Source organism: Amycolatopsis orientalis, assembly GCF_000943515.2.
GTDB lineage: Bacteria > Actinomycetota > Actinomycetes > Mycobacteriales > Pseudonocardiaceae > Amycolatopsis > Amycolatopsis orientalis.
In genome coordinates this window covers 5,648,846-5,664,774 of record NZ_CP016174.1, presented here as the reverse complement: position 1 = coordinate 5,664,774, position 15,929 = coordinate 5,648,846, and the positions used below count along the sequence as shown (strand labels likewise).

At 68.9% G+C, this 15,929-nt stretch carries 11 protein-coding genes; 9 read left to right on the top strand and 2 right to left on the bottom strand.

Translation table 11 applies throughout. The features are described 5' to 3' along the window. Nucleotides 1–63: 63 nt before the first annotated feature. The 6 genes from SD37_RS24695 (at nucleotide 64) to SD37_RS24670 (ending at nucleotide 12,577) form a co-directional block, all read left to right on the top strand. A complete protein-coding gene (locus tag SD37_RS24695; RefSeq protein WP_044856651.1) occupies nucleotides 64–3,966 on the top strand; it encodes a Pls/PosA family non-ribosomal peptide synthetase in 3,903 nt (1,300 codons plus the stop codon). 20 nt (nucleotides 3,967–3,986) lie between these two features. After that, a complete protein-coding gene (locus SD37_RS24690) occupies nucleotides 3,987–5,399 on the top strand; it encodes a M1 family metallopeptidase (RefSeq protein WP_044856652.1) in 1,413 nt (470 codons plus the stop codon). A gap of 558 nt (nucleotides 5,400–5,957) precedes the next feature. Beyond that, a complete protein-coding gene (locus SD37_RS44240) occupies nucleotides 5,958–6,524 on the top strand; it encodes a hypothetical protein (protein ID WP_335622486.1) in 567 nt (188 codons plus the stop codon). Nucleotides 6,525–7,001: 477 nt separating this feature from the next. After that, a complete protein-coding gene (locus tag SD37_RS24680; RefSeq protein WP_044856654.1) occupies nucleotides 7,002–9,287 on the top strand; it encodes a glycosyl hydrolase family 95 catalytic domain-containing protein in 2,286 nt (761 codons plus the stop codon). A 37-nt stretch (nucleotides 9,288–9,324) separates the two neighbouring features. Beyond that, nucleotides 9,325–11,616: a glycosyl hydrolase family 95 catalytic domain-containing protein gene (locus tag SD37_RS24675; RefSeq protein ID WP_044856655.1), complete on the top strand. Its 2,292-nt coding sequence runs from the start codon at nucleotides 9,325–9,327 to the stop codon at nucleotides 11,614–11,616. 73 nt (nucleotides 11,617–11,689) lie between these two features. Then, nucleotides 11,690–12,577: a peptidylprolyl isomerase gene (locus SD37_RS24670; protein ID WP_044856656.1), complete on the top strand. Its 888-nt coding sequence runs from the start codon at nucleotides 11,690–11,692 to the stop codon at nucleotides 12,575–12,577. A gap of 34 nt (nucleotides 12,578–12,611) precedes the next feature. On the opposite strand, the gene SD37_RS24665 is transcribed toward SD37_RS24670, so the two are convergent. Further along, nucleotides 12,612–13,004: a hypothetical protein gene (locus tag SD37_RS24665; protein WP_044856657.1), complete on the bottom strand. Its 393-nt coding sequence runs from the start codon at nucleotides 13,002–13,004 to the stop codon at nucleotides 12,612–12,614. Between SD37_RS24665 and SD37_RS24660 the strand changes: the two genes are divergently transcribed. Beyond that, entirely contained in the window at nucleotides 12,992–13,942 is a 951-nt protein-coding gene (locus tag SD37_RS24660) for an 8-oxoguanine DNA glycosylase OGG fold protein (protein ID WP_335622485.1), read from the top strand. The genes SD37_RS24665 and SD37_RS24660 overlap by 13 nt on opposite strands. A gap of 298 nt (nucleotides 13,943–14,240) precedes the next feature. On the opposite strand, the gene SD37_RS24655 is transcribed toward SD37_RS24660, so the two are convergent. Then, nucleotides 14,241–14,660 (bottom strand): MarR family winged helix-turn-helix transcriptional regulator, encoded by a 420-nt coding sequence (locus SD37_RS24655; RefSeq protein WP_044856702.1) that lies wholly within the window; start codon nucleotides 14,658–14,660, stop codon nucleotides 14,241–14,243. Nucleotides 14,661–14,716: 56 nt separating this feature from the next. Here SD37_RS24655 and SD37_RS24650 point away from each other — a divergent pair, with 56 nt between their 5' ends. Together SD37_RS24650 and SD37_RS24645 are read left to right on the top strand one after the other, a co-directional pair. After that, nucleotides 14,717–15,241 carry a DUF6790 family protein gene (locus SD37_RS24650; RefSeq protein WP_044856659.1) on the top strand — a complete coding sequence of 175 codons (525 nt, stop codon included), beginning with the start codon at nucleotides 14,717–14,719 and terminating at the stop codon, nucleotides 15,239–15,241. Nucleotides 15,242–15,262: 21 nt separating this feature from the next. Then, nucleotides 15,263–15,904: a TMEM175 family protein gene (locus tag SD37_RS24645; RefSeq protein ID WP_044856660.1), complete on the top strand. Its 642-nt coding sequence runs from the start codon at nucleotides 15,263–15,265 to the stop codon at nucleotides 15,902–15,904. The last annotated feature ends 25 nt before the right edge of the window (nucleotides 15,905–15,929 follow it).

Below are 15,929 nucleotides of genomic sequence, written 5' to 3'. Positions count from 1 at the left end.
TCGCGAAAGGTGTGTGATGGGCTTGAGCGCCCATGGTTATGTCCTGCCCGTGGTGACCGCCCGATGACGCTGACCGCCGACTCCCGTCCGCCCTCCTGCGCCGCCGACGGCGCGGTCGCCCCGCCGGAAACCCCGATCGCCGACCGCGCCTTGTTCTGGTCCGGGCTCGGCGCCGGGGAGCGCACCCTGATCGACATCCTCGCCGAGACCGCTCTCCGCCACCCCAACGCGGGCGCGATCGACGACGGCGAGACGACGCTCTCCTACCGCAAGCTCGTCGAAGAGATCGACGACTACGGCCGCAAGCTGACCGCCAACGGCGTCGGCGTCGGCGACCGGGTCGGCGTCCGGATCTCCTCCGGCACCGCGGAACTGTACGTCGCCATCCTCGCGATCCTGTCCGTCGGCGCCGCGTACGTGCCGGTCGACGCGGACGACCCCGACGAGCGCGCCGACCTGGTCTTCGGTGAGGCCGCCGTCGCCGCCGTCGTCACCGATGGCGGCGCGATCACCGTGCTCGGCTCGCCGGGCGGCATCGAGGGCTCGCCCGCCCCGGCCGACGACGCTTGGATCATCTTCACCTCCGGTTCGACCGGTAAGCCGAAGGGCGTCGCGGTCTCGCACGCCTCGGCCGCCGCGTTCGTCGACGCCGAGGCCCAGCTGTTCCTCACCGAGGAGCCGATCGGCCCCGGTGACCGCGTGCTCGCCGGCCTGTCCGTCGCCTTCGACGCGTCCTGTGAAGAGATGTGGCTCGCCTGGCGCCACGGCGCCTGCCTGGTCCCGGCGCCGCGTTCGCTGGTGCGCACCGGCGTCGACCTCGGGCCGTGGCTGGTCGCGCAGGGCATCACCGTCGTCTCGACCGTCCCGACGCTGGCCGCGCTGTGGCCCGCCGACGCGCTCGAAGACGTCCGTCTGCTGATCTTCGGTGGCGAAGCCTGCCCGCCCGAGCTGGCCGAACGCGTCGCCGTCGAAGGCCGCGAAGTCTGGAACACCTACGGCCCGACCGAGGCCACCGTCGTCGCCTGCGCCGCGCAGATGACCGGTGAGGGCCCCGTCCGGATCGGCCTGCCGCTCGTCGGCTGGCAGCTCGCCGTCGTGAACGAGGCTGGCGAGCCGGTGGCGATGGGGGAGACCGGCGAACTGGTCATCGGCGGTGTCGGCCTGGCCCGCTACCTCGACCCGGAGAAGGACGCCGAGAAGTTCGCGCCGCTGCCCTCGCTGGGCTGGCGCCGCGCGTACCGCAGCGGTGACATGGTCCGTGCCGAGGCCGAGGGCCTGCTGTTCCTCGGGCGTCTCGACGAGCAGGTCAAGCTCGGCGGCCGCCGGATCGAACTCGGCGAAGTCGACGCCGCGCTCCAGTCCCTGCCCGGGGTGCAGGGCGCCGCGGCCGCGATCCGCCGCACCAAGGCGGGTAACCAGGTGCTGGTCGGGTACGTCGTGCCCGCCGAAGGCGTGAAGTTCGACCACGACGAGGCCGCGACCCGGCTGCGTGAGCAGCTGCCCGCCGCGCTCGTCCCGCTGCTTGCCCTGATCGACGACCTGCCGACGCGGACCTCCGGCAAGGTCGACCGAAACGCGCTGCCCTGGCCGCTGTCCACTGTGGACGCGGCGAAATCCGGTCTGTCGCCGACGGAGAGCTGGCTCGCCGAAGGCTGGGCGGAGATCCTGGGCGTCTCGGTCGACAACCCGAAGGCCGACTTCTTCAGCCACGGCGGCGGAAGCCTGACGGCCGCGCAGCTGATCGCGCGGATCCGCACCCGGCACCCGCAGGTGTCGGTGAACGACATCTACGCCAACCCGAAGCTCGGCGCGCTGGCGTCGCTGCTGGACACGCTGAGCGGTGAGAAGACCGAACGCCGCGACATCGCGCCGACCCCGCGCAAGGCGGGGATCATCCAGTCGCTGCTGATGATCCCGCTGATGGGCCTGGTCGGCCTGCGCTGGACGACGATCGCCGCGACGTTGTCGAACGTGCTTTCCCTCGCCGGTTTCGGCTGGGCGCCGACGCTGAACTGGGCGTGGATCGCCGTGGCGTGGGTCGTGCTGTTCAGCCCGGCGGGCCGGATCGCGATCTCGGCCACTGGCTCGCGGCTGTTGCTGCGCGGGGTCCGCCCCGGCAGCTACCCGCGTGGCGGGAGTGTCCACTTGCGACTGTGGACGGCCGAGAAGCTCGCCGAGTTCAGCGGTGCGGACAGTGTCGCGGGCGCTTCCTGGATGACGACGTACGCCAAGGCCCTCGGCGCGCGGATCGCCAAGGACGTCGACCTGCACTCGCCGCCGCCGGTCACCGGCATGCTGAAACTCGGCCGCGGCGCCGCCATCGAACCCGAGGTCGACCTGACCGGCCACTGGGTCGACGGCGACCTCGTGCACATCGGCAAGATCCGGATCGGCGCGGACGCGCGGATCGGCTCGCGCAGCACGCTGTTCCCCGGCGCGCGGATCGGCAAGGGCGCGGAGATCGCGGCCGGGTCGACCGTGCGCGGCGTCGTCCCCGCCGGACAGCGCTGGGCGGGCGCCCCCGCGGCGAGGACCACCAAAGACTCGTTGAAGTGGCCGTCGAGCCGCCCGCCGCGTTCGCGGTTCTGGTCGTCGATCTACGGCGCGACCTCGGTCGCTCTCGGCCTGCTGCCCGCCGTCGCGGCCCTTCCGGCGGTCGCGATGCTCGGGTACGGGATCGCCGGCGCTCCTTCGCTGGGTGCCGCGCTCGGCCAGGCGCTGCTGTTCACGCCGCTCGCCACCATCGCGTACTTCCTGACCTACGCCCTGCTCGTGCTGGCCGGTGTCCGTTCGCTGAGCATCGGCATGGTCGAGGGCTACCATCCGGTGCACGGCCGGGTCGCGTGGCAGGTCTGGGCGACCGAACGGCTGATGGGCATGGCGCGTGAGGGACTGTTCCCCTTGTACGCCAGCCTGTTCACCCCGGTGTGGCTCCGGATGCTCGGGGCGAAGGTCGGCCGCAACGTCGAGGCGTCCACCGTCCTCGCGCTGCCGAAGATGACGCAGGTGGACAGTGGCGCGTTCCTGGCGGACGACACCATGGTCGCCACCTACGAACTCGGCCACGGCTGGCTGCACGTCGCGCCCGCCCGGATCGGCAAGCAGGCGTTCCTCGGCAACTCGGGGATGGCCGCCCCCGGTCGTTCGGTACCCAAACGCGGTCTGGTCGGCGTGCTGTCGTCGGCTCCGCTGAAGGCCAAGAAGGGCTCGTCGTACCTCGGGATGCCGCCGCTGCCGGTCCGCCGGTCGGTCGGCGAATCCGACACGAGCCGCACCTACACGCCGCCGCTGCGGCTGAAGGCGGCCCGCGCGCTGGTCGAGCTGTGCCGGATCGTCCCGGTGATGTGCGGTGTCGCGCTCACCGTGCTGGTGGCCGCCGGGATCTTCGCGCTGGCCGGTGCGTACGGCTTCCTGGTCGCGCTGCTGCTCGGCGGGCCGCTGCTGCTCGCCGCCGGTGCCGTCGCCGCGCTGACCGCCACCGCGATGAAATGGCTGCTGGTCGGCCGGTTCCGCGCGGTTGACCATCCCTTGTGGAGTTCGTTCGTCTGGCGCAACGAACTCGCCGACACCTTCGTCGAGGCGCTCGCCGTCCCGTGGCTGGTCGGTTCGCTCGGTGGCACGCCGCTGCTGCCCGCGTGGCTGCGCACCATGGGCGTCAAGATCGGCAAGGGTGTCTGGCTGGAGACGTACTGGCTGCCCGAATCGGACCTCGTCAGCCTCGGTGACGGCGCGACGATCAACCGCGGCTGTGTCGTGCAGACGCACCTTTTCCACGACCGCATCATGACGATGTCGCCGGTGACCCTGGACGAGGGAGCGACGCTCGGGCCGCACGGTATCGTGCTGCCTGGCGCGAGCATCGGCGCGCGGACGACCGTCGGACCGGGATCTCTGGTGACCCGGGGCGACGCGGTTCCCGCCGACTCGCGCTGGCTGGGGAATCCCATCTCGGCCTGGACGAAGTAGGGAAGCGGGGTTCTTCGCGGGTGAATTCGAAGGCCTCCGCGCAGCCCTCGCCCGGCGCGGACACCTCCGGCGACTCCTATCTGCCCCTGCACGGCAACGGCGGTTACCGTGTCCGGCACTACGATCTGGAGCTGGACTACAAGATCGGTCCCAACCGGCTGTCGGCCTCCGCGACGATCACCGCGGAGGCCACGCAGGCGCTGTCGCGGTTCACGCTCGACTTCGGCGAATTCCGGATCAACCGGGTGCTGGTCAACGGAAAACCGGCGAAGTACACGCGGCGCGGGTACAAGCTGCAGGTGAAGCCCGCGAAGTCACTGCCCGCCGGGAGCGAGTTCGTCGCGGAGGTCTTTTACGTCGGCAACCCGCGCCCGATCGCGGGGCTGTGGGGCGACATCGGCTGGGACGAACTCACCGACGGCTCACTCGTCGCGAGCCAGCCGGTCGGGGCGCCGTCCTGGTTCCCGTGCAACGACCATCCCGCGGACAAGGCGACCTACCGTGTCGCGCTGACGACGTCGTCGCCGTATCTGGTCGCCATCACCGGGAACCTGGTGTCACGGTACGAACGCGCGAGCACCACGAAGTGGGTCTTCGAACGGCCCGAGCCGACGCCGACCTACCTGATGAGCGTCCAAATAGGACGGTACGACGACGTCGAGCTGGTCTCCGGCCCGCAGCCGGGCTGGTTCTCGCATCCCGAGGCCGCGGCCTATCGCCTCAACCTCGACGGTGGTTCCGTGGTCACGTCGGTCCCGCAGCGGGCCGCCGTGCCGCCGCGGCTTCGCCGGGCGTTCTCGCGTGATTTCGGGCGACAGGGCCGGATCATGGACTCGCTGCAGCGGCTGTTCGGGCCGTATCCCTTCGGTGAGTACGTCATCGTGGTCACCGACGACGACCTCGACGACCCGATCGAAGCGCAGGGCATGTCGATCTTCGGCGCCAACCACGTCGACGGACGGCGTACCCACGAGCGGCTCGTCGTGCACGAACTGGCGCATCAGTGGTTCGGCAACAGCCTGACCGTCGCCGACTGGCGGCACATCTGGCTGAACGAAGGCTTCGCGACCTACGCCGAATGGCTCTGGTCCGAGGAATCCGGCGGGCAGAGCGCGCACGCCTGGGCGAAGACGTGGCACGCGCGGATGAAGGCCAAACCGGCGGACCTGCGCCTGTCCGACCCCGGCGTGGCGCGGATGTTCGACGAACGGGTGTACAAACGCGGCGGCCTTCTGTTGCACGCCTTGCGTTCCACGGTCGGCGACGAGGTGTTCTTCCCGCTGGTGAAGGCGTGGGCGATGGAGAACCGGCACGGTCTGGTGACGACCACCGCTTTCGTGGCGCTGGCCGAGCGGTTCGCGGGACGCTCTCTCGCCGGCTTCTTCGATGCCTGGCTGGACGCTCCGGCGCTGCCTCCGCTCCCCGCCCTCTGACTCAGGCTGGCTGGTTGCTGGATGTGCTGATGTCGCGAAAGCCACTTTCGGGACATCAGATGTCCCGAAAGTGGCTTTCGCGACATCAGCGGGTTTGTCCACAGTGGGGCTGATGTGGCGAGTTGTCCACAGGCCGGCGGAAGGTACTGGCGGACTGGAGTCCGAACGGCCGACGATCAGGAGGTGAAACCCGGAGAGTGGGCTCGTGATCCTGAGGGCCTCTACCAACGAAGCCGTGATGGCGTGATCACCGTCGCCCGGCTCGAAGAACTCGGTGTCCCATCGAGGACGTGCTATCGGCGATGCCGGCCGGGTGGGCCTTGGCGGCGGTTGCTTCCCGGCGTTCTCCTGCTCAATTCGGGCACGCCGACGCGACGGCAGCTGGTGGTTGCCGCTCTCTTGTACGCCGGGCCTGATGCGGTCGTGACGGGAGCCGCCGCTTGCCGACGGCAAGGATTGCGGGCGCTGCCGGACGAGCCGTTTCGTGTTCACCTTCTCGTCCCCCTGGAACGCAAGATCGGCAGTTCGGGACACGTGGTCGTCGAGCGGACGACTCGGATGCCGCAGCCGGTCCTCACCGGTGGAATACCGCTGGCACCTTTGGTCCGGGCAGTTCTCGACGAATGTCGCCGGCTCGGTTCCCGGCAGCCGGTTACGAGTTTGCTCGCCGAGACGGTCCAGCACGGTGTGCGCGTCGCGGACTTGTTCGCGGAGCTCGATGCCGGAAGCAGTCGCGGTACGGCGATGCCGCGTGAAGTTCTGCACCGGATCGCCGACGGCGCCAGGTCGGTCGCGGAAGTCGACGCCATGAGGGTGTGGAGATCGACCGGTTTACCCGAGCCGCTTTGGAATCATCAGTTGCGAGACGAGAGCGGTGAATACATCGCGACGCCCGACGCGTACTTCGTGGACGTGGAGTTCGCCTGGGAGATCGACTCCTATGACTTCCACTTCGGTAAGCGGCAGTACGCCGCGACTCTGGCGAGAAACGGTAGATACGCGGCCGCGGGGATCGCGGTGCTCCAGACACTGCCGAGCCGATTGCGGTCGGAGCCGGATCAAGTCGCCGCCGAACTGGTGTCCGCGTTCCGTGCGGCCAAAGCCCGCAGGAGTCGCGTCGCATGACGCACCGGTGAGTCGGTGGCCCGCGCCAAGGACGTCTCGCTATCGTCCCCATACCGAAGACGGGGGAGGGAAGATGAGACGGAAGAAAGACGACGATCTGCGGCCCATGGGGTGACCGTACGCGGCAAGGGGCGACGTACGGTCCCGGTCGCGCCCGAACTCCGCCCCTTGCTGGATGCCTATCGTCGGCACCGTGCCGACTTGCCGGGTGGCGGTGAAAGTCCGGCGTTCTCCTCGATGCCCACAGGCGGCGGGTGGCGCCGGCGTCAGTGAAAGGCCTCGTGTTCTTCTTCGGGCGCTTGATCGGTCTGCCCGGGCTGTTGGTCCGGACATTGCGCAAGCCCAGCTGACCGATAGGTCGGATGTCTGTACGGCTGCGTGGGTGAACAGTCTGGCCAAATCCCAGCTATCTCTGGAAGCATCCCGTCCGCCAGGGTTTGACCCTGGCGAAACGTAATATGTATCCGGAGGCGACTCATGGCCGAGCTGTCCAGGCGATCCATGCTGAAGGTCACCGCGGGGGTGGCCGCGGCCGGTGGGCTCTGGGCTCAGGGCGCCCCTCCGGCGCTCGCCGGACAGGGCGCCCACCGCCGGATCGTCGACGACGCGCGCATGGTCTGGAAGCGCATGCCGAAGAGCTGGCAAGAAGGCCCGTTCCTCGCCAACGGCTTCCTCGGCGTGCAGTTCTACGCGGGCGCGCAGTCGAACGTCCTCAAGGTGATGCTCAGCCACTCGCAGGTCCAGGACCAGCGCGGACAGTGGGAAGCGGGCATCGGGTACTCGCGGCTCCCGATCGGCTACCTCACCCTCACCTTCGAGGGCGCGATCACGGCGGTCGACTGGCATCTCGACCTGTACAACGCCGAACTCGGCGGCACGATCACCACCACCCGGGGCTCAGTGCGGTTCTCCGCGCTGGTCCACAACGACCAGGATCTCCTCCTCGTCTCGCTCACCGGGGAGGCGGCCGCGGAGTGGGGGTTCACTCCGCTCAAGTCGGCGACCACCCGGACGGTCCGCAAACCGCCCGACTACACGGCCAACCCCGATCCGAAGCTCGCCACCGCGGGCGCTGTCGCGTACTGCGAGCAGCCCCTGCACGCGGGCGGCGGGTACACGACGGCGTGGCGGGAGCGGACCGTCGGTACGCGGCGGCTGCTGGCGGCGACGGTCGCGTACGGGTTTCCCAAGCCGACTCACACCCCGGAGGCGATCAGCCGGGTCCAGCGCGTGTCGGCGACCGACCCGGATGTGCTCGTCGCCGACCATCGGCGCTGGTGGAACGCCTTCTATCACCGTAGTTTCGTGTCCATTCCGGACAAGCGCGTCCAGCGGTTCTACTGGATCCAGCTGTACAAGACCGCCTGCGCCACCCGGGCGAACGGTCCGGTCGTCGCCGAATGGGGGCCATGGTTCCCGGAGGTCGGCAACAGCTGGACGGCGGTGTGGTGGAATCTCAACGTCCAGGTCACCTACCCGATCGTCAACAGCAGCAACCATCCCGAACTCGACGCGGTCACCGCGACCTTCCGCCGCGACCACGCCAACCTCGCGCTCTCGGTTCCTCCCGCCTACCGGGACGGCGATACCTACGCCCTTTCCCATCCGGGGGACTGGCGGCTGCGGCCCGGCGGGACCCGGGCGGTGGGGATCCCCGGCCCCGTCACGAAGAACGACCAGACCGGCAACCTGATCTGGGGCCTGCACAACGTGTGGCTCGCGTACCGGCACAGCATGGACGTCCGCGTCCTGCGCGACGTTCTCTATCCGACGCTCGCCAAGGCGCTCAACTACTACCGCCACTTCCTCGCCGCCGGCCCGGACGGCGCCCTGCACCTCCCGATGACCCGATCGCCCGAGTACGCCGACGCGGCCGACTGCACGTACGACCTGTCGCTGATCCGCTGGGCGGCGCGGACGCTGGTCGAATCGGCGGCCAAGCTGCGCATCGACGACCCGCGGGTGCCCGCGTGGCGGGAGATCGGCGAGAAACTGGTGCCGTACCACCAGGATCCCGCGCAAGGCGTGCTGATCGGTGACGGTGTCCCGCTCGCCGAATCGCACCGGCACTTCTCGCATCTGCTCTGGCTCTATCCGTTGCGGGAGAAGCTCTGGGATCGTCCCGGCGACCGGGACGTCATGCGCCGCACCTTCGCGCATTGGGCCGGCGCCCAGGACAAATGGCACGGCTACAGCTTCGCGGCCGCGTCGTCGATGAGTTCGGTGATGGACGCGCCCGAGGAAGCCCTGCGGTACCTCAACATCTTCCTGGAAGGAACCGTCGTGGCCGATACCCAGCTGACCCCGAACACGATGTACCGCGAAGGCGCGAACCTCGCGATCGAGAGCCCCATCACCGCCGCACAGTCCGTTGTGGACATGCTCCTGCAAGGCGATCACGGCGTGCTCAAGATCTTCCCGTCGGTGTCGTCGACGTGGCGGGACGCGTCCTTCGAAAGCCTGCGCGCGGAGGGCGCCTTCCTCGTCGACGCGTCGCGCCGGGACGGTGCGACCGAATGGGTCCGTGTCCACAGCGAAGCGGGCGAACCGCTCACCCTCCAGCATGGGATCCCTGGCGACATCGAGGTTCGCGACACGCGCGGGCGGCCGCTTCCTTGGCGGGCCGTGGGGCCGGGCACGATCTCGGTTCCGCTCGGCCGCGGCGGGACAGCCGTCGTCACGCGGCGCGGTGCGCGTCCGGCGCTGGAACCACGCGACGTCCCCGGCGACGGCGGCACTCCGGCGTGGGGACTTCCGGTCTGAATCCATGCCCTGACTTCACGACAAGGAGGTCTGAACGATGGACATCACGCGCAGGACGGTCCTCGGCGGGGCGCTCGCCGGCGTCGCGGCCGCAGGACTCGCGCCGTCGGCGTCGGCGGTGGAGAACGACTTCGCGCCCGGTGGCCTCGACTGGCCGGGCTTCCTCGGAGCGGCGGACCTGATCTGGCGCCGGATGCCGAAGACCTGGTACGAAGGTCCCTTCCTGGGTAACGGTTTCCTCGGCTCGGGGATCTACGCGGAACCAGGCCGGAACGCCGTCCGGTTCACCGTCCAGCACAGCGAGGTCCAGGACCACCGCCCCGAATTCGGTTCGCTGTTCGGGCTCGCCCGGCTGCCGGTCGGACATTTCGCCCTCGAACCGGTCGGCGCCATCACGGGGATCGACTGGCGGATGGATCTCTGGAACGCAGAACTCCGGGGCACGATCACCACGGCGGCGGGCAGCCTGTCGCTGCGGGCGATCGTCCACACTGGACAGTCGTTGCTGGTCGTCGAGATCGAGCCGACCGAGGGTGAACGCGGCTTCCGATGGGTGTTCCATCCGGCCGAGGCGGTGAGCCCGAGAACGGATCCGAAGTTCGGGAAGCCGCCGCCCGCCGGATACGTCGCCAATCCGCCCGCGACGCTGGAAACCAGTGGTGACATCAGGCTTTCCGTGCAGGGCCTGCTGGCGGGTGGTGAGCACGTGACGGCCTGGCGCGAGAGCACGCGGGGTTCGAAACGCACGCTGTACACGTCGGTCGCCTGGTCGCATCCGAAGCGGACGGCGGCGAGAGAGGCGCTGAAGACGGTCCGCCGCGCCGAGTCGTTCACCGCGCTCACGATCGAGCACCGCCGCTGGTGGCACGACTACTATCGGCACGGCTTTCTGTCCATTCCGGACACCCGGCTCCAGGGTTTCTACTGGATCCAGCTGTACAAGATCGCCTCCGCCGCCCGCGGCGACGCGCCGGTGATGGCGACCTGCGGACCGTGGCTGGAGCCGACGCCGTGGCCCGCGACGTGGTGGAACCTCAACGTCCAGCTGGAGTACTGGCTCATCCACGGAGCCAACCACCTGGAACTGGACGCCGTCAGCCGCGCGCTCGGGGAATATCGCGCGAACCTGACGAGCCAGGTCGCGGAGCCGTACCAGCACGATTCGGCGGGGATCCCGCGTACGACCGACATGACGCTGCTCAACGGCGCGGTCGGGACGAACTCCGGATTCCCGGTCGGTGTGCCCGGTAAGGAAACCCCGACGCCGGAGGTCGGCAACCTCACCTGGGCACTGCACAACGTCTGGCTGTCCTATCGGCACACGATGGACCGAAGTCTCCTGCGGGATACTCTGTTCCCTTTGTTGCGCAAGGCGATCAACTACTATCTGCATTTCCTCGCGCCCGGCGCGGACGGGAAACTGCATCTGCCGCCGACGTTCTCGCCGGAGTACGGCGTCAACGCGGCCGACTGCACGTACGACCTTTCCCTGATCCGCTGGGGTTGCAAGACGTTGCTGGACTCGGCGGCCGAACTGCGCATCGACGATCCGCTGGCGGGGCGGTGGCGGGAGGTCCTGGCGACGCTGGCCCCGTATCCGGTCGACGCCAACGGTTTCATGATCGGTGCGGGGGTGCCGTTCGCGAAATCGCATCGGCACTACTCGCATCTGCTGCAGATCTATCCGCTGTACGAGATCACCTGGGAGCGGCCGGAGCACCGGAGTGTCATCGAGACCTCGCTCGACCACTGGGTGGGCTTCGAAGGCGCGCTGCAGGGCTACACGTTCACCGGCGCCGCGTCGATGTCGGCGCAGATGCTGCGTGGCGAGAAGGCGGAGTTCTACCTCGGCGAGCTGCAACGGCGCTACATCCAGCCGAACACGATGTACAAGGAATCCGGACCGGTGATCGAAACGCCGCTTTCGGCGGCGCAGTCGCTGCACGACATGCTGGTGCAGAGCTGGGGAGGGGTCATCCGGCTCTTCCCGGCCGTCCCTGCCGAATGGGCGGACGCGGCGCTGCGGGACTTCCGGACGGAGGGCGCGTTCCTGCTCAGCGCGTCCCGGCAGGGCGGGAAGACGCGCTGGGTCAAGGTCGTCAGCGAGGCCGGGGCGCCGTGCGTGCTGCGGACGGACCTCGAAGGTGAGCTGATCGTCCGAGACCGGTCGGGAAGGCCGAAGCGGTGGCGGCGCCTGGCGAACGGGGACGTCCGGATCGATCTGCGGCGCGGCGAGGAGGCCGTCGTGTACCGCGAAGGCGACAAACCCGACTTCGAAATCCGGCCCGTTCCCGCGAACGGGACCGCGGCGCCGTGGGGGATGCCCTGAGCCCGCCGTGACTTCGCGGTGGTGATACGCGAGAGTGTTCCTGCACTTCCCCCGCCGGATGACAGGAGCGCCGATGTCCCAGCCGCCGCAGCAGCCGTATCAGCAGCCGGGCTGGTACGGCGCGCCGCAGCAACCGCCGCCGTCGAACAAGACGGCGCTCTGGGTCGGGCTGGGCGTGCTGGGACTCGTCGTGGTGGTCGCGGTCGTGGCGATCACCGGATTCGTCGCGCCGGGGTTCTTCCTGTCGGATCCGAAGAGCAAGGGTACGGTCGCGTCGCCCTCGTCGGCTCCGCCGTCGACTTCCCAGGAAACGGCGACGCAGAGCCCGGTCCAGATCCCGGCTGAGCGGACTCCGCTGCCGAAACGCTCGGCGCCTCTGGCGGATCCGGCGAGCTGCGCCTACCCGGCGGACTCGTCCGGCCCGGTGCCGAAGAAGGCGACCCCGCCCGCGTCGGGACCGGCGCCGGCGAACGGCACGGTGGCCGTCACGCTCAAGACGACCGCGGGCGACATCGGGCTGACCCTGGACCGCGCGCTGGCCCCGTGCACCGTGGCGAGCTTTCTCTCACTGGCGCGACAGGGTTACTACGACGGGACGTTGTGCCACCGGCTCGGGACGTCGGGGCTGCAGATGCTCCAGTGCGGGGACCCACAGGGCACCGGCACGGGCGGACCGGGGTACACGATTCCGGACGAGGTCTTCCCCGAACTCAAGTACGGCAGGGGCATCCTCGCGATGGCGAAGAAGCAGGAGCCGGACTCCGGGGGCAGCCAGTTCTTCATGGTCTTCGGCGAGGCGGAACTGCCGCCGGAGTACACGGTGTTCGGAAGCATTTCCGACGCGGGCCTCCAGGTGCTGGACAAGGTCGCGCGTGGCGGGGTGGACGACACGAAGAGGAACGGCGACGGCACGGGTCCGCCGCTCGTCCCGGTGACGTTCCAGTCTGTCGCGGTGGGCTGAAGGTGCTTGCCGGCGAAGGCCTTCCTGGCAAGCGTCATACTCCCGCGGAGGAACCAGCAGCCTCGTCGAGGCGGTTGAGGATGGTGGTGAGTTGGCCCTCTTCGTGGATCGCGGCAAGCACCCGGACGAAGTTGTCGACACCCGGGTCACGGACGACGAGTCCGTCAGAGCACCAGAAGTACTTGCCGCCTGAATGCTCGCCGGTCTCGGCCCAGCGCGCCATGAGTCGTTCCACCTCGGCGACCGTGAAGACCGTCGCGCTCCAACGGGAGCCATCGGGCAGCCGCACTTCGACATCGACGTTGTTCACCTGATCGAGTTCTTCGTCAGCGCCGATCAGGAAAGCCACCTCGAACGACAAGGTCCGGACACGGTAGAACGGCCCGTCCCAGCCCTGGGAGAGCACGGTGACCGATGATCGCTTCACGAGCCCAGGCTACCGGCTCGGCATTGGCTGACCCGGCCTTTTTGTGCTGTGGTGGAACCTGGACGACAGTTGAAGAGGAGCATGTGGCAGTCATACCGAGCGACAGGCGTCTCCCGTCGGCATTGACCGATGCCGTTCGGCGATGGCGGGAACACGGCGAACCGGCGCAACCGGCTTCCCGATGGTCTCGCGGCTCCTGGCTCAGACGCTTCCCGGACCACCACACATTCCTTGCCTCCTTGCCGGAGAGCATCGATCGCGCCGAAGCCACTCGGCACGCGGCGCGTTCCACCACGCCGGAAGGTGCCGAGGCGGCCTTTCTGGTAGCGATGATCTGGGGATACGGACCGTCCGGTTATGGCGCATGGCGCACCGCGCGCGTGCTGGCCGAGAATCCGCGCGCGGCCGATCGGCTCGCGGAGGTGGCACTCGTGGCCAGGGATCGCGGTGGGCTCGCCGCGTTCCGCGATCTGGCGGACAGACCACTGCGCTACCTGGGTGTGGCTTTCGGTACCAAGTACCTCCGGTTCGTCACGGCCGCGCAGTCGTCTGAGCCCGCCCCGATCCTGGACGCCGTTGTCCGCCGGTGGCTTGCGACTCACTCCGGGCTGCGCCTGAACATCGACGAATGGCGGCCTGCCGTCTACGAAGACTATGTCGCGTTGCTGACGTCGTGGTCGGAGGAGCTGGCACTGACCGCGGACACCGTGGAGCAACTGATCTTCCGGTCGGCCATCAGCCAGGAGGGGTCAGCGGCGTGGGGCGAACAATGGGCGATCGCAGCTGACGCGGCGATGCCGCCACCCGCCCGAAAGGCGCACGCCATGCTCCTCGAGCTTGACCGGCTGTTCGATACCGCCGAGGTCCGGCTCGCCCGGGAAGCCCGGCGTCACCTGGATGAACTGGCGCGGATCATCCAGCAGGACTGGGCCGATTGAGACCTGTTATTCGGGGCCAAGGCCCAGCCGCGACCGCGGGTCCAGGTGGCATCGTCCACCGCGAGCGCGGCGCGGACGGTGGTAGATCACGTGATCCGAGCCGCCAAGGGAGTGCGGAAGCAGCGGCGATCCGGCCCACCGCGGGAACCGCGTATCGACCAGCCGCCTCGCCAGCGCGACATCGATGGGCGGAAGTGTTTCCATGGCTGGGCAAGGTGCCATTGCCTCATCGGTTGATCAACCGGTTATCCGGCTCGGGCCGCGGGAGTCTTTCCGCGTTTCGGGCTGCTCGCCGTCCTCAGTCGCCTCCGAGGATTTCGGCCAGCCGCAAGGTGTCCTCGAGATAGCGTTCGTAGGGAAAGCCCGCCGCGACGAGCCCGGCGCGGAACTCGTCGTAGAGCGGCTTTCCGGCGGCGTGGAAGGCTTTCCGGCCTGTCTCGGTGAGACGGACCAGCCGACGGCGCGCGTGTTCGGGGTCGATGGTGATCCGCACCAGGCCATCCGCTTCGAGCGGTCGTAGCGCCCGGCTGATCGCCGGGTCGGACACCGACAGTGCCTGCGCGAGCCGATGCTGTGTCGCCGGCTCGATGTCTTCGAGTGTGCCAAGAAGCCTTATCTGGCTGTAGGTCAAGCCGTCGGAGTCGTCGGTGCGCCGCCGGGCCTGTTCGCCCAGCAGCATGACCACGCGGTGCAGCAGATCTGCGAGTCCATCATCCACGAGCGTCACTATACCTGAATGTTGACGAGTTAATATTAACAGGGTAAGACTGAGGTATGGACAACTTGACTTACCTAGCCCGATCCGCCTTCCCCCTGGTCTGGATCGTGGTGCCGGCCATCGGGGCGTTCGTGAGGGCCCGCCACGCCACATCGGTCCGGGAACGGCTGGAGATCTGGCAGCGCTGGTGGGCGATCGGTGCCTTGGGGTTCGGCAGCCTGTGGATGACGGTCGCGTTCCTCGCCTTCCCGGACGGCATGGCCACCGCCATCGGCTTCGATCGGACGCCCTTCATGTTCGAGATCGCCTTCGCCAACCTCGGGCTGGCCGTAATGGGATTCCGTGCCGCCTCGGCCTCCGCGCGCGAGCGCGTCACCATCGGGCTCGGCGCCGGGATGTTCCTCTGGGGAGCCTTGGCGGGCCACGTCTACCAGTGGTTCGCCAACGGCGTCCACGCTCCCGGCAACACCGGCGGAGTCCTCGTCAACGACCTCGCCATCCCGGCCGTCATGATCATCCTGGCCGTGTGGTCCCGGCGCGTGGAGGCCACGGCCCGCCCGGCCGTGGCGACCGTCGCCTGACACCGAAGGAGCTGTCTCGTCATGGCGACTCATGCCTGCCAGGAACCCGATGTGACACGAGCGGGAGCCGCCGAGCGGCTCACCATGTTCGTCGACGCGGTGATCGCGATCGCCCTCACCTTGCTGGCGCTGGAACTCCCCGTCCCCGCCGGTGACACCACCGGGGCGATGCTGCGTTCGGTGTCGGACCACGGTAAGGAGTACCTGGCCTTCGCGGTCAGCTTCGTGGTGATCGCCGCCCACTGGCGAGCGCACCACGAAATCTTCCGGTCTGTCCGATCGCTGAGCGGCCGTCTGGTCAGCCTCACCCTGGCCTGGCTGTTCATGCAGGTCCTGACACCGTTCGCGACGCGGGTGATCACCGCCGAAGGCGCCTTCCCGCCCCGGTTCAGCTTCTACGCGATCGTGCAGGTCCTGGCGTCCGCGTCGTTCGCGCTGATCATCCGGGAGATCCGTCGCGAACGCTTGTACCGCACGGACGCCCTGCCCGAGGCGTTCGCGCCGAACCTGGTGCGCAGCGTCTGTCTGGCCGCGGTCTTCGGGGTGTCCATTCCCGTCTCGTTCCTGACCACGGGGACCGGCGCGTACCTGTGCTGGATCGCGGCGCCCGTCGTGCTCGCCGTCGCCGGTCGCGTCCAGGGCCGCGCGCATTCCGGCGCCTGATCACCTGACGTCGCCATGACCTCGG